This window comes from Rivularia sp. PCC 7116, assembly GCF_000316665.1.
Taxonomy (GTDB): domain Bacteria; phylum Cyanobacteriota; class Cyanobacteriia; order Cyanobacteriales; family Nostocaceae; genus Rivularia.
In genome coordinates this window covers 7,397,405-7,415,448 of the sequence record NC_019678.1, presented here as the reverse complement: position 1 = coordinate 7,415,448, position 18,044 = coordinate 7,397,405, and the positions used below count along the sequence as shown (strand labels likewise).

Genomic DNA, 18,044 nt, shown 5'->3' with positions numbered 1-18,044 from the left:
TCAAGTTTTACAGAGAAATAACTCTATGTAATTCTACGTAGATTTATGAAGAAGAGACAAATTTTAACTAGATAATAGCTTGAAGTTCAAGTGTATTAAGTTTAAATCTGCATAAAAATATACTTGTTTAATTTTATGAATACTCAAATGAATTCAGGAAGCATCTTAGAAAGCAGTTTAAGAATTGGCAGCGCAATATTTCTGATTGTGGGAGCTTCTTTAATAATTCCTAAAATCGCTGATGCGGCTTCAACCCTAAATAGCGTCGTTCCTAACTATACAATTCCGGGTTCGCGCACTAGGGTAAATGAATTTAAAGAAAATTTTCCAGATTCGCGAACATATCAGCCACCTAATTTTGGTCGCCCTGCAACTGCTTATGGTAGCGGTACGCGATGATTTAACTACTTTATTTGAACGAGCAAGCTGAGTTACTTGGTTACAGCAGAACGCAGTTTTGAAGTATTCTGCTTTTTCAATTATCACTCACAGGCTCTTTCCACCAATGATTATCTTGTACCAGCGTATGGACTTGCCAATCCGCATTTGACTGGGGATAGTCCAAACGATAATGTCCGCCTCGACTTTCAGTTCTAAAGGCAGCACTTTTAAGAATTAAATAAGCAATATCGAGTAAGTTACGCACTTGCGTCCATACCAATACCATTTTCTGAGCATTGTCAGATTCAAAAATGACTGAATTAGGTGGATGCAAACAAGATAAAAATTTACTGATTTTGAGGTTAGCAAATTCTTGCTGCCAAGATTCTACGTTCTGAACAGCTCGATCCAAACTTGACTGTTCCCGACAGATTCCAGCAGCCTGCCAAACCAAGCGCGGTATTTCATTTCGTAATTCTTGCAGAAACTTCAACTCACGTTTTGTATCTTTGGATTCAATTTCAAACCTATCTGAAGAAAGAGGTTGATTTTGATCGAATCCAGTTTCTTCTATCTTAAGATTAGACATCTGAGCGCCAAAAACTATGCATTCTAGTAGAGAGTTACTAGCCAAACGATTCGCTCCATGAACTCCAGTACTGGCTGTTTCTCCAACTGCGTATAAACCCGGAATACTAGTACGATTCATCAAATCTGTTTGAATTCCACCCATCCAATAATGAGCTGCGGGAGCCACGGGAATGGGTTCTGAAAATACATCGATACCCCAACGCTGACAAACTTTAACTATGTTGGGAAATCGATAACGAATTCTTTCGGGAGAAATAGAGCGCATATCCAGCCAAACATTGGCGGTAGTAGGATCTTCCTCGGTGTTTTGCAAATGAGTGAAAATGGCTCGGCTAACTATATCTCGGGGCGCTAGTTCGCCAGATGGATGATAGTCAAATGCAAATCGTCGTCCTTGATTATCAACTAAGTGCGCTCCTTCACCCCTTACAGCTTCGCTGATTAAAAACCTGTCAGCACCTGGTTTAGTTAAAGCTGTAGGATGAAACTGCATGAACTCTAAGTCTCTAAGAATTGCTCCAGCTTGCCAAGCTATAGCCACGCCATCACCAGTACTAATCGCTGGGTTGGTTGTCTGAGCAAAAACTTGACCTCCCCCACCTGTTGCTAGCACTACTGCACCGGCTCGTATCCATATAACTTCATTTTGAAAAAACAGGCTTATGCCTTGGGTTCTTTTAGTTTCTGGGTGTAACCATAAATTTAATGCTAAAGCCTGCTGAATAATTTTAATATTTTGGCGTTTTAATACTTGAGCGCTTAAAGTCGTAACTACTTGGGAACCAGTGGTATCGGCAGCATGAAGAACTCGGTGGCGAGAATGGGCAGCTTCTAAAGTTAAAGCTAATTCAGAACCTTTACGGTCAAAAGATACACCTAAATCAACTAAAGATTGAATACAGTCAGAGGCTTTTTCGGCAAGGAATTCAACGACAGAGCGATCGCATAAGCCAGCACCTGCAACTATCGTATCTTCAACATGTAACTGTGGAGAATCTTGGGGAGAAACTGCTGCTGCAATACCTCCTTGTGCCCATTCGCTAGCGGATAAAGAAATAGTTTCTTTAGTAATTAAACCAACTTGTAAATTTTGGGGTAAACAAAGGGCGGTATACAATCCAGCTGCACCAGCACCCACAACTAAAACATCAAATTGATTTTTAAAATTGTTTTCGGACAAGGTGATAAATATAGATATAGTAGGGATAGTAGGGAACTTAACTATTTTAGGTTTCGGGTTTGGGGGTCTACTGTGATTTGAATCATCATTTGTCTGGGGATTCTTTCAGTTGTCCCTTTAAAACTGAATTTAAACTCAACGAATCCTACGCAATTATATTGTTACAGTTACATTTAACCAAGGGTCAGAACTAACACAGGGTATAAATGTTCTTCCCCAAATTAAGCTTTTGAATGACAACCAAAACTTTTTTAGAGACGCGATATATCGCGTCTCTACGTTTATCTTTTGAAGATTATCTGAATTTCAAATCAAAAGCCAGAATTAACAACTGAGATATTTCAAACCACAAAAGTGATTATCTGTAAATACCATTATTGATGCGCTCATCGCCATCAATAAAGATTTCTTCTGGTGGGTTAACTGTGAAGTTCTCCAAGTTAGCCTGTAAACGTTGTTTTTGTCTTTCGCTCAAACCTTCAAGATCAAGCACATCTTCTACATTGTCGTAAGGAGCGTTAAAGACTATCTTCTTAGCAAGTGTAGGATATAGTCCCCGATATCTTTGAAAAGCTCCGATGTTAGTATTGTTTAAATCAATTTTGTCACCATAAACATCTGCAAGCTTTTCATCTGCTCGATTCCGTAGTACTCGGGACGAATCAATTGCAAAAATAGGAGCGTTATTAACAGCGAATTGATTTAAATTTGCTGCTTGGGCTGCTCCCCCAGAGCCTAACCATCCCCAAAACCCGATTAACAAACTAAATATTGTTACTAAATGCGCCAATCGTTTCACGATTTTCTACCTCTTTCCATCAAACTTACACAAAGTGTTAAGCCAGTTACTACTGATATGTCATTCATCACAGATAACGCATAAACGACAGATGCTCGTAGTAATTAGCTTAATTCAAACACAGCAGTTATCAAAAACTAATATACAGCTTATCAATATATCTAATATTTACTCCCAGGGATTTAGAGTAAGATTTTTGCAAAAAATTATTGAAAACAATCAATGATTGAATTTTTACAACCATTAGTAGCGTTCGCAAAAGCCGATATCCTCTACTCAAGCTAGAACGGCAGCGATTAAGAATAAGCTGTCTACTAAAATTGTGCTCAAAACTGCTCCACTAAAAGCATACCAGTGTAGCTGCTTATATTTTAAAGGTATAATTCCAATGCTTAACAACACTACAGCTAAGATAATTGCCCAAGCCTCTCCTGCTGGTGTTTGTACTTGCGAAAGTGCTGCTTTTAAAACAGGTGAAGCTGCTTCTGGCTCTACAAGCATAATCTGCCGCCAATACGGTATTAAGTCCACTATGTAAAAATATATGTCGGTCAAAACTGTGCCCAGCAGAGAACCAAAGTAAAACCAGTTGCCGACTTTGCCCCAATTACGATACAAACACCAAATAGCAAAAGGCAAACCAATTGATTCTACGGGTAAATGCCACAAAGGTTCCCAGCGCAGCCAACCCCAATATATAGAACCAGCCAACCAACTCCAACTGAAGCCTAAGAGTAAATCCCCCCAAATATAAGTAGAACTGCGTGACATCAATTTTTTACTTAACCATACCCAAGCTGCTGTTAAAGCCACACTCAACCACGGTAGCGCTCTTACTAAAGGCGCTTCAATGAATACAGGTACCGACACTAAAAATACTGCCGCAGCAAATACCAGTAAAGCTTGTCGGAATATAACCCCAGAAAACAGAGGCGTTAGGGGAGAGGTTGAGAAAGATGTCAAATTCTCATCTTTCTCTTTATGTAGGGGTATTACTGTGGTTATCACTTTTTGATTCGCTATTGTCTTGATTTCTAAAGATTCGAGACTTTCAAGTGTTTGAGTCACGGGGTTAAAAACTGGATATGAATACAAGGTATTATTAGTCAATATTTTAATCTTCTTTACAAAGATTAACTTTTCTTAAGGTTCAATTACAACCCTTCACTGGGTATATCCTATCCCCTGGGGGGGCATAGTCATAATAACCTAATTGTAGCCAACTATAAAATCTTTAAAAAAATCATAAATAAAAAATCTTGGTTTACAGGTATGCTGTAGCGAGAATTAGGCTTCAAGGCTCTAAGTAAACAGGAATAAATAATCAATAGCCGTATTTTTTCCTGTAAACAGTACAGAAGTGGTTGAAAGTGTAATCGTTGGTAATTACGGGTAGATAGGTATATTCATGGCTGTATCCAAACGTTTGCTGTTTCCGTTATTGATGATAGGAAGTAGTGTTTTATCAGTAGCGACATTTCCATTAAAAGTTTTGAGTCAAGATGCCAGCACTGCTGTTGTCGATGGGGCTTCGCAAATGAACGTCTGGCAAGGCATTTTTTTGGGTTTTGTCCAAGGTGCCACAGAATTTTTACCCATCAGCAGCACGGCTCATTTAAAGGCTGTACCAGTAGCACTTGGTTGGGGAGATCCAGGCTCAGCTTTTAGTGCCGTGATTCAGCTTGGTAGTATTGTTGCCGTACTGTGGTACTTCTGGGGAGATTTAACGAGAGTTCTTAGTGGCGCGTATATTGCTATAAGACGCAAAGATTATCAAGATACTGATTTTCGCATTGCTTTGGGAATTGCCATAGGAACATTTCCTATAGTAATTTTGGGGCTTTTACTCAAAATTGTTTTTGAAGAGTTTTATGAAAATACTGTCCGGGGTATGGTGGTTATAGCAATCGTTTCGATTGTGATGGCGCTGTTATTGGGGCTAGCAGAAATAAAAGGCAGCAGACAGCGTAATTTTGAAAAATTGGGAATGATTGATGGAATATTGATGGGTTGCGCTCAAGCTTTGGCGTTGATACCTGGTGTTTCTAGAAGCGGCTCTACTTTGACAGCAGGATTATTTATGGGTTTGGAAAGGGAAACAGCAGCAAGATTTTCCTTTTTATTAGGTATTCCCGCTATTAGCTTAGCTGGCTTAATCTCACTTAAAGATTTATTAGAAGTGGGAGTTGAGAGTTCGCAAATTCTTACCTTGATAGCAAGTGTAATATCATCCGGGATATTTTCTTATTTAGCAATTGCTTGGTTAGTAAAATTCTTAAAAACCAGAAGTACCTGGATATTTGTTTGGTACCGCTTGATATTTGGTATTGCTATATTAGCTGGTTTATACTTCGGTGTACTTGAGAATATATGAGTTAAGAATTGGGAGTTGGGAGTTAATTATAAATAAACTGGGTATTGGTAATCGGTAATTGGTAATCGGTAATTGGTAACTGATAACTGCTCACTGATAACTGCTCGCTGTTTGTATAGTTGTAGTCTTGAGTATACTGATTGTTTATGCAAGATATAGACATTGGATCTTGAACAAACAATAATAACTGGCGGATTGTGATGAATAATGACAAAAAGCTTTGTGAAACACGAAGGTTTGCTTTTGCTTTAATGGCAAGAACAAATGTACGTAATTTTATTCAACGTCAATTATTCTGGTTTTTAGCTGTAGCATCCGCCATACTCAGCATTGCGATACATCCATTAAAAACGTTTGCCAATCAACCTTCTACAGCAGCCGATGGAGTGCAGCAAATGAAGGTATGGCAAGCGATTTTTTTAGGCTTTGTACAAGGTGCAACAGAATTTTTACCAATTAGCAGCACGGCTCATTTAAAAGCTGTTCCTGTAGCGCTGGGTTGGGGAGATCCAGGAGTCGCTTTTAGTGCGGTAATTCAGTTAGGAAGTATTGCTGCGGTACTGTGGTATTTCTGGAAAGATTTGTCCAGGATTTTCAGAGGTGCTACCAGGGCTATGGTGCTTTCTGACTATATGGACTTTGATTTTCGTTTGTGTATCGGTATTCTTTTTGGCACATTGCCCATACTTTTATTTGGGATAATTATTAAAATTTTTATTCCCGATTTCGATAACTCGCCGCTGCGGAGTATGAGCGCGATCGCAATTGCTTCTATAGTCATGTCCATACTGTTGGGGTTAGCGGAAAAACTTGGCAAACGTCGGCGTGATTTTGAAAATTTAGTAATGTTAGATGGATTACTAATGGGTTTTGCTCAAGCTTTGGCGCTAATACCTGGTGTATCGCGAAGTGGTTCAACTTTAACAGCAGGGCTGTTTTTAAATTTAGAGCGAGAAACAGCAGCAAGATTTTCGTTTTTGCTGGGTATTCCCGCTATTTCTTTGGCTGGATTAGTTAAGTTGCAGGATTTGTTATCAGCAGGAGTTGATGCTAGTCAAATGACTTCTTTGACAGCAGCAATAGTCTCTTCAGGGGTATTTTCTTATTTAGCGATCGCTAGTTTGCTGCGCTTCCTGAAAACTCAAAGTACCTGGGTGTTTGTTTGGTATCGGTTGGTGTTTGGAATTTTGATATTAGGTAGCATTGCTACGGGATTCTTGGAAAATAGTTAAGAGTTAGGAGGGAGGAATGAGAAGCTGGGAGCAGGAAAAAATTAATTATAAAATGAACGGTATTTACTAGATTTACTAAATTTACTTAAAGCTAGTTATTTTTTTGTATTTGAGTATTTTTTATCGAGGAAACTATAAATACCTTAAAATAATTATGATTATTAATTCCTAACTCGTAACTCATAATTATCAACTCTTAAGCCCTAAATGATGAACATAAGTCCTGCCCGCATTACTAAAATTTTGCCGGATTCTATCGGCGCAGAAATTGGATTTGAAGTTGGCGATGCAATCGTTAGTATTAATGGTATGCGCCCCCGAGATTTAATTGATTATCAGTTCTTATGTGCTGATGAAGTTTTAGAATTAGAAATTTTGGATGAGAAAGGAAAAACTCATCAAATTGAAATTGAAAAAGATTACGATGATGATTTAGGTTTAGAATTTGAAACTGCACTTTTTGATGGTTTAATTCAGTGCAATAATCGCTGCCCTTTCTGTTTTATCGATCAACAACCGCCTGGTAAACGCTCTAGTCTTTACTTTAAAGATGATGATTATCGCTTAAGTTTTCTCTACGGTTCTTACCTGACTTTAACTAATCTGCCGCAACGAGAATGGCAAAGAATCGAACAGATGCGACTGTCACCGCTTTATGTATCGGTTCATGCTACCGAACCCGAAGTAAGAATTAGATTGCTCAAAAATCAACGAGCGGGAGAAATTCTCGATAATATCAGGTGGTTTCAGGAAAGAAGGCTACAAATTAACGCACAAGTAGTTGTTTGTCCTGGTATCAATGATGCCGTACACTTAGAAAAAACTCTGCGCGATTTAGCGTCTTTTCATACCGGTGAATTACCTGCTGTCGCTTCTGTTGCAGTGGTACCAGTGGGTTTGACGCGGTTTCGTCCTCAAGAAGATGAACTTACACCGGTGACGCGAAAGAAAGCAGGAGAAGTTATTTCTCAAGTGCGGAAATTGCAGCAAGAATTCAAGGAAACTTTTGGTTCAAATTGTGTATGGTTGGCTGATGAATGGTTTTTAATTGCAGGAGAGGAATTACCATGTGAAGCTGAATACGAAGATTATCCTCAAATTGATAATGGTGTTGGTTCAATTCGTTTGTTTATCAAGGAGTTTTTACAAACAGCAAGAGAATTATTGCCGCAAAAAGTTAAGCCAAGAAAATTAACTTGGGTAGTAGGGAATGCAGTTGAGCAAGCTTTTCAACCAATTGAAAAACAGTTAAATGAGGTGGAAGGTTTATCTGTTAATATGCGTGCTTTATCTAGCGATTATTGGGGACAAGATATCAGCGTTACTGGTTTATTAACCGGTCACGATTTGCTGTTGAAATTACAGGATGAAGATTTAGGTGCTGGGATTTTATTACCAAGTGTGATGTTAAAGCATGGAGAGCAAGTGTTTTTAGACGATAAAACAGTCGAGGAAGTTGCTAACAGTTTAAAAACGGAGATTTTTCCAGTTACAAACGTAGAGGAGCTAATTAAAGTTTGCATTCAATAGGATTAGATAGTTAGGGGTTGGAAGTTACTCCCTTTCCTGTAAAAGATTACCGTTTGGGATTGAGGGAGAGAGTGAGAGAGAGAGGGAGTGAGGGAAAATTTTTTATCTAAAATTGCCAGAAGCGTAACGGGAATTAATATCAAGCGGATTTATTTATGAAACTATCTATAAATCCTCTATAAATATTTTTTATCTGTTTAATAAACTCTTGATTTGTTGCTCATAAATTATTCTAATTGGTTATTTATATAAAAAATTAGCTTATCAGTAGATGTAGATACAGTAGCGTCAATCAGTAAACCAAAATCCAATGAGGGGTGAAATAGTGAGAAAACAGCACAAAGGTATCAGAAAAGTTAAATTAAAGTCTATTAAGACCAAATTATTATTTTTCAAATGTCAGTTTATCGCTTGTACTTTACTAAATATTTTACCTGCGACGGCATCAACTGAACCAGTTATTAGTGTTATTCAAAGCCGCGAAAATGCCAATCAGTGGAAAGGTATAACCGCTCGTCTGCAAGCATCTGGAGTTAATTATTGCGTAATTCCTTTAAATAAAGTTAGAAATACTGCCGATTGGGGAAGCCGCACGGTGCTGTTTTTACCCAACGTAGAAACACTGACACCATCACAGGCAATTAGCTTAGAAGAATGGGTAGGTAAAGGCGGGCGGGTTATCGCAAGTGGTCCGGTGGCAAGTTTATCTGCGCCGGGAGTACGTCGATTGGTGAAAAATATCTTAGGAGGTTATTGGGGATTCAGTTTAGATTCACCCCAGATGCTTCAACCTTCTAAAGCGAAGCCACACCGATGGGCTAACAATAAAAAATTGATTGGAGAAGTTCGCGGTGGTGTTGTAGTTCCGAATTCACCAACTCAAACAGCAGCGGTATGGAATAAGAAAGATAATTCCGCAGCAGTGTTAGCTAACTCACGTTCTACTTTTTTTGGTTGGCGATGGGGAGCAGATACCGCCGCAAATCCCAATTTGGATAGTGCTTGGTTGCAAGCAGCCTTGAAGCGACATGCTAATTCACCCAATGCGGTTAAAAGTATTCCAGGTGCTTCTACTGAATGTTCTGATGCTGTTGTTGCTGAAAATTCACCCAATTCCTTAAGCCAAATAAATACAAGTTCGACTCCAACTTCCGCTCCGTTTAATATTACTGCCGCAATCCCTAATAATCCTTCTTCAAATATTAACTTTCGACGCTCCGACGAGCTATCTGACGAAGCAATAGATAATTTGCAGGATAAGGTACGTCTTGATGTCAAACCTAATTCACGCAAACCGATTAGTCGCAATGAATTAGTAGCTCTACAGCAAGAATTACTCAAATTAATCGGTCGAGTTGAAAGTGCTAATTTATCGGTTGCAGCAGTAAGCAACGGAAATTCTCAATCCGCAAAGGCAAATGTGGCAGCAGAATTTGCATCCAGCCAACCTGCAACATTAAGTTTTAGCAGCCAACAAGCAGTATCGCAAGCTAAAGAAGTTGTTAAACAAATACCGCAATTAGTCGCAAGGAAAAAATACGCTGAAGCTCGCAGGCAGTGGTTAGCAGCAAAAAATTCTTTATGGAATCAATTCCCTGTAAATCAAAGGTTTGCTCAACCAGAAATTCGAGCAATTTGGCTTGATAGGGGAACGATTGTTAAAGCCAGAAACGAAGAAGGATTAGCTAAAATCTTCGATAGACTTTCACAAGCAGGAATTAATACGGTATTTTTTGAAACGGTAAATGCTGGTTATACAGTTTATCCCAGCAAAGTTGCACCTCAGCAAAATCCTTTAACTCGTAACTGGGACCCATTAAAATCAGCTGTTAAATTAGCCCACAACCGAGGTATGGAATTACATGCTTGGGTATGGGTGTTTGCCGCAGGAAACCAGCGGCATAATAAAATTTTAGGTATTAATCCTAACTATCCCGGCCCCGTATTAGCCGCCCATCCCGATTGGGCTGGTTATGATAGACGGGGAAAAATGATTCCTCAAGGTCAAAATAAACCATTTTTTGACCCAGCGAATCCCCAGTTAAGACAGTATTTATTAAATCAGTACGAAGAAATTGTTACCCGCTATAAAGTAGACGGTTTACATTTAGACTATATTCGCTATCCTTTTCAAGATCATCAAAGGAATCGTAGTTACGGCTATGGAAAAGCTGCAAGAAGTGTATTTAAACAGCGTTATGGAATCGATCCGCTTAAAATTTCGCCGCGTCAACGCAATCTTTGGAAAAAATGGACGGATTTTCGCACTCAACAGATAGATAGCTTTGTCGCTCAAGTTTCGCAAAAAATGCGACAAAAAAAACCAGACTTAATTATGTCTGTAGCAGTTTTTCCTCTACCAGAAAAAGAAAGAATTGGAAAATTACAGCAGCATTGGGAAGTTTGGGCAAAACGAGGCGATATAGACTTAATTGTCCCCATGACTTACGCTTTGGATACTCAGACTTTCAGTAGATTAGCACGACCTTGGATTGTATCGAAAAAATTAGGTTCTACTTTATTAGTTCCGGGAATTCGTTTGTTAAATTTACCAACTTTAGGAGCTTTTGACCAAATACAGTTAATTAGAGATTTACCAGTGGGTGGCTACGCGCTATTTGCAGCGGAGAACTTGCAAAATCAGCAGCTACAGCAAGTTTTCAACAGAACTCAGGGGAATAAACCCAAAGAAGAACCGATTCCTTACCGTCAACCGTTCAAAACTGCCGCTTTACGTTATGCTTCCTTGCAAAAAGAATGGGAATTTGCATTACAAAATAAGCAGCTAAAAATGTCAGCTAGCGGCATTTCCCAATTTAATTCTCAAGCAGAAATCTTAGAAAACGCTTTAGAACGGCTTGCAGAATCACCATCTCAAGCCAACTTACAAGCAACAAAAGCATCAGTAACTCGCTTTCAATCTCAATTTAGAAGTTTGATGCGCCGACAAGCTTTGAATAATCCCTATCAAGTTGGGGTGTGGGAAAATCGTCTTGCCATGATAGAAAGATTGATACGCTTTGGAGAACGTGTAAAGAAGTGAACAGTTACTTCCAGCTGACTCTAAAATTACCTATCAAAAAATTCTTTTTTTCTACCCCCTCTCCCCAATATAGGAAATCATAAAGCCGGGAAGGGAGTAGGAGTAAGGAGTGAGAAGCTATGGGGTTTTTAACTTTGGATTAAAGGAGCTAATTTCTCCGTGCCTCCTTGTGCCCTTCTTCTCTCCCCTCTCCTTGAAACTAATTAGTAAGTTAGGAATTATTTTGTTCTTCATTTGAATCTTGCGATTCTTCTGCAACAACTTCTGTTGCCGCTTCTTCTGTTGCTGCTTCACTTACCTCTGAAGATTCTTCGGCAACAGTTTCTTCAACTTTGACAGGAGGCTTAGACGGTTTGGGAGGACGTGCTAATGCAGGATTTACTGGAGGCTTTATTTCATCTCTTCCAGATTTTCTACCTCTGCCTTTACCTTTACTCCTACCTCTATCGTTGCCTCTATCGTTGCCTCTATCGTTGACTCTATCGTTGCTTCTGTCATTATCTCTATCGTTGTCTCGCTCTTTACGATCCTTTTTAACAGGAGGGGTAAAACTTCTATTCTCAGAACTAGAACTGCCTTCTGTTTCTGGTTTCGGTTTACGGTCAGATTTTTTAATTGGAGGTTCTACCATTGTTAATTTCTGTTAATTTATTTGTATGATATATGGTTTTGGTGGTTAGGCAACCCTTATTAGAAACATTTAGAGCATTGGCTATCTAGGCTAAATAATATAACCGCTTTTGGTAGTAATATGCCAAGATAAATTACTACTGTATTATAGATTGAACTATTCATCATTTATTCAAAGGCAGAAAATGCTATTGCCAAGAATTGAGATGCTCTACGACAAGGACATTTAGACTCGATCTCGCGAAAAGCGATTGCTAAGTAAAAAATATTCAATTATTCCGCAGTTAAAATATCACCATTATTGATATTCAATAACCTGGAAACAATAACTTTTTCTCCCGGCTGTAATCCTTCAATAACTTGATATTGATTACCTACGGTTTTACCTAGTTTTACCTGTTTTTGTCTAGCTACTAATTGAGAATTTGGCGCAGTTGAATTTAATCTTTGGGCTACATACACAAAAGCTTCTCCTGCAATACGAAACACCGCTGTAGTGGGAATTAACAATCCAGAATCTTGATTCCAATTAATTCTGGCTTTAGCAAATTGCCCTGCTCGCATTTTCCTTTGTGTGTTATCAAATAATGCTTTTACTAATATGGTGCGAGTATTAGAGTTAACTTCTGGCGCAATAAAAAAAACTTTTCCCGTACCTATCTTTTTACCTTTAGAATCGATTATTTCTATTAACATTCCCTTGCGTAGCTGGGATTGTTTTTCTAAAGAAACTGGTATGTCAACTTCTAAAGGTTGATTTTGAGTTACTGTAACTACTCTCGTCGAAGGCTTTACTGAGTCTCCTACTTTGACTAAAATATTTGCTACGGTACCTTTAAAAGGAGCCTTAATTCTAGACTGCTGTAGTTGTGACGGCGTTTTAGGAGCAGCAAGGCTAGTTGCAGTATTTTGAATTTGTGCTTGTTGAAGTGTTTGTTCTAATTTAAATATAGCGGCTTGTTGTGCTGCTATTTTGGTATTCAAATTATTCAAATCTATTTTAGCTGCTTCAAGTCTTTTAGCATATTCGTCCTTAGCTTGCTTTGATACGGCTCCTTGTGAGGCTAAGTTAGAATATTTTTCGTATTGTTGTTGAATTAGTTTCAAGCTTTGAATTTTTGATAATTGTTGAGCTTGCAATTCTTGGAGTTGAGCGCGAGCATTTTGTAATTGCGGTTTAATCGTTGGCACTGCTGCACCGTTGCTAGCACTATTATTGTTAGTTTGAGCAGGTTGATTGCTTGAGCTAATTTGCAATAAAGGTGCTTGTGCTGCTACTTGATTTCCTTTTTTAACGAAAATTTGAGATATTTTACCTTGAACATTTGCTTGAAGAGTCTCTGAGTTTAATGATTGCAAACTAGCAATAAACTCCGAACTTTCTGTTATTTTTCCTACTTTTGCTTCGGCTAGCTTAACTGAAATGAGCGGTTTTTTAACTGTAGTATTTGGCGAGGAGTTATTTTGGCGAGCAAGTAATTTAACAAGTATTGCAACTCCACCAATAGTTAAAGCTATAGGTAGCAAAATTAACAGTAAACGTTGCGGTAATCGTAGCGACTGTGTCTTTTTTGGAGAAGGATTTTCTTGATTATCTACGTTAGATTCGGGGGATTTCATTGTTCTTAGAAAACTGACTACAAGTGAAGCGCTTTTATCCAGATTATCGATTTGAAAAAGAATTAATTAATGGTTCTTGTTTTCTACAAGTGATTGTTTATGCTTAATCAAGTAGGTTTATGTAAATAGAATTGCCGAAAAATATAATTTTTGAGTATAATTTATATATTCTCAATACGTAAATTACAATCAATAGTTATTGTAAAACAGACTAAAATGCTTATCATACATAAGTTAGCTGTTTTATTAACTATTATTATAAAATTATTTTATCTAAAAAATGTCATTTATATACGCTGAAGCAATAAAATTTTATCGAGCTAATTGTAAATAGTTTAAATTCTGTATAAGCTGTATTGTTTCGTCACTACTAATTAATATTTCTATAAGATTTTGATTGCTTTTATTTGAATAAAAAGTTTGTAATTATAATAACCGTTATGGTTGATTAAATTTATTGATAGTAAACAAATATAATTGCGTGTATTTTTTAACACTGCTGCTCTGCTCGAGCAATTTTGCTAGGTAACACATTCTTAGTGCCTCAACTCTTCAAAATTGATGTAGTGCAGTAATAGGAAAACCCTTATAGCAAAGGGGTGAAACAACAACATTCTGCGAGAGAACCCCGCTCACCGCTACGACTTGACTGCGTTTTGCCTCCTCTACACGCAAAATGCGCCTCTTCAATCGAGCTTAAACATAAAAAAAGGTGGGAATCTCCCACCTCAAAAAACTTAATTCTTAGTTAAACGAATATGCTCTAATATTTGTTGCTTCCTTTCAACAGAATTTAGTTTAGGTTTAATAAAATCATTGGTGCTACGAGCAAGATGCTCCATAATCCTTTTTTGACGATCGGAATTTTCAGCCATTTTGATGCTAACTAGAAAAGACAAACATAATTAATAAGTAGTCGCGCTCCGCAGTAAACTGAGACAAAGCGTTTGTACCCAAAAATTATTTTAATATAACCTTGGTAAATTATTTAATTGGGAATTACGCAAATTAGCCCAAAATAAAGAAAATTAGGGGTTTCCAATCTCTGAAACACCATATTTAGCGTGATTTTTTAGCGAATACTGTTAATAAAAAATCATTTTTTATTAATCAAAAATAATTGTACCTGCACCAGACAAAATATACCTTTTATATATGAAAAATCGATAATAAGATTATTGACAAAAATGCGAATTAATATTTAGTAGAGAAAAATCAACAACTTCCGGTAAAATTTTGAAAGTTGCGCTCTTAGTGGCTTGAGATGTCAAACATTGTGAAACCGCCATGTGATGCCGGAGTAATTAAAGCTAAGCGATGCTCCACTTCTTGTTCTCGTATTACCGAACGTTGGGTACTAGTGGCGACTATACTCGGTTCGAGTATGGCAATGATTGATGGCACTGTTGTCAATGTAGCGCTACCTGTATTGCAAGAAGCTTTGAATGCAAACGCGACTCAACTGCAGTGGGTAGTAGAGTCTTATGCTTTGTTTTTAGCTGCTTTAATTTTAGTTGGTGGGTCTTTAGGAGATAGATTTGGAAGAAGATTAATTTATGCTTGTGGGATTGCTTTATTTGCTCTTGCTTCTGGATGGTGTGCTTTATCACCTGATATAAATCAATTAATTGTTGCTCGTGCTTTTCAAGGCATTGGTGGAGCTTTATTAGTTCCTGGAAGTTTAGCTATTCTCAGCGCTTCTTTTGGCGATTATGAGCGAGGAAAAGCTATTGGTATTTGGTCTGGTTTTACAGCTATAACTTCGGCATTAGGACCAGTTTTGGGCGGTTGGCTGCTAGAAAATTTATCTTGGCGGTGGATATTTTTTATTAACGTTCCACTAGCAATTATAATTCTATCCGTTTTATTTCGGTACGTTCCCGAAAGTCGCGATCGCGAATTTACCCGTCTCGATCATTGGGGAGCGATGTTGATAACTTTGGGCTTAGGAGCGGCAGTATTCGGATTAATTGAATCTTCTATTTTAGGGCTTTCTCATCCTTTAGTAATTAGCAGCATTATCATAGGATTAATACTTTTAGGTGCCTTTGTATTTGTAGAAGCTAATATTTACGGTCCAATGATGCCTTTATATTTATTTAAATCGCGTACTTTTAGCGGTGCAAATTTATTAACATTATTATTATATTCAGCTTTAGGAGGGGTTTTATATTTTGTTCCCTTTAATTTAATTCAGGTACAAGGCTACTCTCCAACTGCTGCTGGAGCGGTTTTTTTGCCGTTTATTCTGATTATGTTCTTTTTGTCACGATGGTCTGGTAATTTAGTCAATCGCTATGATGCTAAATTACCATTAATAGTAGGGCCGGTAATTGCAGCATTCGGTTTTATCTTGTTTGCATTACCCGGAATTGGTGGCAGCTACTGGGTCACATTTTTCCCAGCTATCGTAATATTAGGGTTGGGAATGTCAGTTAGCGTTGCTCCTTTGACAACTACCGTTATGGGTTCGGTGAGAAAGCGTAAAGTTGGTATTGCTTCAGGAGTCAACAATGCAGTTTCTCGTACCGCTGGATTATTAGCGATCGCCATATTTAATATTTTTGTTTTTAATACTTTTAATTACAGTTTAGACCGACGTTTGGCGAAGTTGAACTTATCACCTCAGATACAGCAAGCTTTGGCAAAAGAAAGAATTAATTTAGCTGCTGCAAAAGTCCCTGAGAATGTAAGTGATGGGTTAAAAAACGCAATCGAACAAGCAATAGCACTTGCCTATGTAGATAGTTTTCGTTTAATAATGTTTATTGCCGCAGCTTTGGCACTTACAAGTGCTTTGGTAGCATTTTTAATGATAAATCAACGGCAGAAACCGGTATAAAAAAATAGGCATTCCAACACCCAATTCTGAGGAAAAAATAATTTCAAGTCCCCCAAACTTGGGGTATTTAGGGGGCAAGTAAATATGAGAAAAATAAATTCATATTTCAATTCAGCAATGCCAAAAAATAAAAATACAGAACGAAATACCAGAATAGAAAGTAAAAAAACTTGCTAAATTTACCTTTATATCTAGATAACTTGCTTGATTAGCAATCAAATTTATTGCTAATTAAACTAGCTTGAGATATAAAGTTAATGTCTCAAAACAAAGAACTAATTATTTATATGAAAGGCTGGTTGCAACCTCCTCGTTTACGTATAGGTGAAGAAGTAGAAGAAGAACATCGTCATGCTACTTGGTTGGAGCTTTTTTATGATTTAGTGTATGTAGTTGCTGTATCGCAAATTGCTCATTATCTAAATGAAGATGTTTCGATAAAAGGCTTTGTTGGCTTCGTTTTTTTGTTTATACCAATTTGGTGGGCTTGGATTGGAACTACATTTTATGCAAATCGATTCGATAGCGATGATATAAAACATCGTTTGTTAACTGGTTTGCAAATGTTGTCATTAGCAGCTGTTGCTGTTAATATCCATCATGGCTTGGGTGAAAGTTCTGCTGGTTTTGCAATTGCTTACTCAGCAACCAGGTTTATTTTAGTTTTAGAATACTTACGAGTAATCAAGCATATTCCTCAAGCCAAAGGTTTAGCTAAATATTACTGCACCGGTTTTTCTATTGCTGCGGCTTTGTGGTTAATATCAGCTTTTATTCCAATTCCTATACGTTTTATGGTTTGGACATTAGCTTTAATTGTGGATTTGACTACAGCAATCACTGCAAAACGGTTTCAAGTTGCTTTGCTTCCTCATCCCGAACATTTACCAGAACGTTTTGGACTTTTTACTATTATTGTTTTAGGTGAAGCAATTATTGCCGTAGTGAATGGAGTTTCCGAACAAAAATGGGATGTACAAAGCGCAATTTCTGCGATACTTGGCTTTAGTATTGCTTTTAGTTTGTGGTGGATTTACTTTGAAAATGTTACGGGTTCGATTTTACAGAGTAATGCCACTAGCAAGAAAATCCGATTAATTCAAATCTGGCTTTACGGACATTTACCTCTGGTTATCGGTTTAGCTACTACAGGGGTTGCTGTAGAACAAATAATAATGAGCGATGCAAATCAAGCTCTACCAAGTCCACAACGTTGGTTAATTTGTGGTGGAGTCGCTCTATGTTTGCTCAGTTTAAGTGTTCTCCATAGTACGGGGATAATATTTCGTTGCAAAGTTAGAGCCAAATACAGATTTTTGGCTGCCGTAATTTTGATATTTCTGGCTATAATCGGGATAAATTTGCAACCTGTGGTTATTACCGGATTAGTTGCTTTGATTTGCGCCATTCAGGTGATAGAAGATTTATATCAAAGTGGTGAATTGTCTACATCTCAAGATTGATTTAAGAGAATAGAAGAATAAACTAACCTGCAAGCATATTGTAACAACCAAGACGCAATCACAAGCGCTGCTTATATTTAGCATAAATAATATTTATTATATTTCATTAAAAAAATATTACAAACTATTGAATGATTGCGACCAAACTATACTCTTACTTAAAGATATACTTCCACTACTTGAAGCTTAACTTTATGTATATATATTTCAATAATTTATTGGGAGATAATTTGATAGCTTAGCATTATGGCTATTGTTATGCTTTAGAGACAAATCATCTTTTTATTATCAATCTAACTAGGGTATTTATTTGGGATATTATAAATTGTCTGTTTGAAGAAAAATCTTGTTTTCCTCTA

At 37.5% G+C, this 18,044-nt stretch carries 13 protein-coding genes; 7 read left to right on the top strand and 6 right to left on the bottom strand.

Annotation, left to right across the window (positions count from 1 at the left end):
• The first annotated feature begins 147 nt into the window (after positions 1-147).
• On the top strand, positions 148-399 hold the full coding sequence (locus RIV7116_RS28470; protein WP_157229344.1) for a hypothetical protein: 252 nt from the start codon (positions 148-150) through the stop codon (positions 397-399).
• 76 nt (positions 400-475) lie between these two features.
• On the opposite strand, the gene nadB is transcribed toward RIV7116_RS28470, so the two are convergent.
• From nadB to RIV7116_RS28455, 3 genes are all read right to left on the bottom strand, one after another.
• Positions 476-2,152, bottom strand: a complete 1,677-nt coding sequence (gene nadB, locus RIV7116_RS28465) for an L-aspartate oxidase (RefSeq protein WP_015121790.1) — start codon at positions 2,150-2,152, stop codon at positions 476-478.
• Between the two features lie 358 nt (positions 2,153-2,510).
• On the bottom strand, positions 2,511-2,951 hold the full coding sequence (psbU, locus tag RIV7116_RS28460; protein WP_015121789.1) for a photosystem II complex extrinsic protein PsbU: 441 nt from the start codon (positions 2,949-2,951) through the stop codon (positions 2,511-2,513).
• A gap of 276 nt (positions 2,952-3,227) precedes the next feature.
• Positions 3,228-4,019: a DUF3120 domain-containing protein gene (locus tag RIV7116_RS28455; RefSeq protein WP_015121788.1), complete on the bottom strand. Its 792-nt coding sequence runs from the start codon at positions 4,017-4,019 to the stop codon at positions 3,228-3,230.
• Positions 4,020-4,359: 340 nt separating this feature from the next.
• Here RIV7116_RS28455 and RIV7116_RS28450 point away from each other — a divergent pair, with 340 nt between their 5' ends.
• The 4 genes from RIV7116_RS28450 (at position 4,360) to RIV7116_RS28435 (ending at position 11,130) form a co-directional block, all read left to right on the top strand.
• A complete protein-coding gene (locus RIV7116_RS28450; protein WP_015121787.1) occupies positions 4,360-5,325 on the top strand; it encodes an undecaprenyl-diphosphate phosphatase in 966 nt (321 codons plus the stop codon).
• 251 nt (positions 5,326-5,576) lie between these two features.
• Positions 5,577-6,557, top strand: a complete 981-nt coding sequence (locus RIV7116_RS28445) for an undecaprenyl-diphosphate phosphatase (protein WP_044292474.1) — start codon at positions 5,577-5,579, stop codon at positions 6,555-6,557.
• Positions 6,558-6,764: 207 nt separating this feature from the next.
• Positions 6,765-8,087 (top strand): TIGR03279 family radical SAM protein, encoded by a 1,323-nt coding sequence (locus RIV7116_RS28440; RefSeq protein WP_015121785.1) that lies wholly within the window; start codon positions 6,765-6,767, stop codon positions 8,085-8,087.
• Positions 8,088-8,397: 310 nt separating this feature from the next.
• Complete coding sequence (locus RIV7116_RS28435; RefSeq protein ID WP_015121784.1) at positions 8,398-11,130, top strand: glycoside hydrolase family 10 protein; 2,733 nt, start codon at positions 8,398-8,400, stop codon at positions 11,128-11,130.
• A gap of 211 nt (positions 11,131-11,341) precedes the next feature.
• On the opposite strand, the gene RIV7116_RS28430 is transcribed toward RIV7116_RS28435, so the two are convergent.
• The 3 genes from RIV7116_RS28430 to RIV7116_RS36640 all read right to left on the bottom strand — a co-directional run bounded on the left by RIV7116_RS28430 (position 11,342) and on the right by RIV7116_RS36640 (position 14,255).
• Positions 11,342-11,761, bottom strand: a complete 420-nt coding sequence (locus RIV7116_RS28430) for a hypothetical protein (protein ID WP_015121783.1) — start codon at positions 11,759-11,761, stop codon at positions 11,342-11,344.
• Positions 11,762-12,033: 272 nt separating this feature from the next.
• A complete protein-coding gene (locus tag RIV7116_RS28425) occupies positions 12,034-13,380 on the bottom strand; it encodes an efflux RND transporter periplasmic adaptor subunit (protein ID WP_015121782.1) in 1,347 nt (448 codons plus the stop codon).
• Between the two features lie 737 nt (positions 13,381-14,117).
• Complete coding sequence (locus RIV7116_RS36640) at positions 14,118-14,255, bottom strand: hypothetical protein (RefSeq protein ID WP_015121781.1); 138 nt, start codon at positions 14,253-14,255, stop codon at positions 14,118-14,120.
• A 389-nt stretch (positions 14,256-14,644) separates the two neighbouring features.
• On the opposite strand from RIV7116_RS36640, the gene RIV7116_RS28420 reads away from it, so the two are divergent.
• Both RIV7116_RS28420 and RIV7116_RS28415 read left to right on the top strand, forming a co-directional pair.
• Positions 14,645-16,222, top strand: coding sequence for an MFS transporter (locus tag RIV7116_RS28420; protein WP_015121780.1), 1,578 nt, complete (start codon positions 14,645-14,647; stop codon positions 16,220-16,222).
• A 287-nt stretch (positions 16,223-16,509) separates the two neighbouring features.
• Positions 16,510-17,685, top strand: coding sequence for a low temperature requirement protein A (locus tag RIV7116_RS28415; protein WP_044292470.1), 1,176 nt, complete (start codon positions 16,510-16,512; stop codon positions 17,683-17,685).
• Positions 17,686-18,044: the final 359 nt, after the last annotated feature.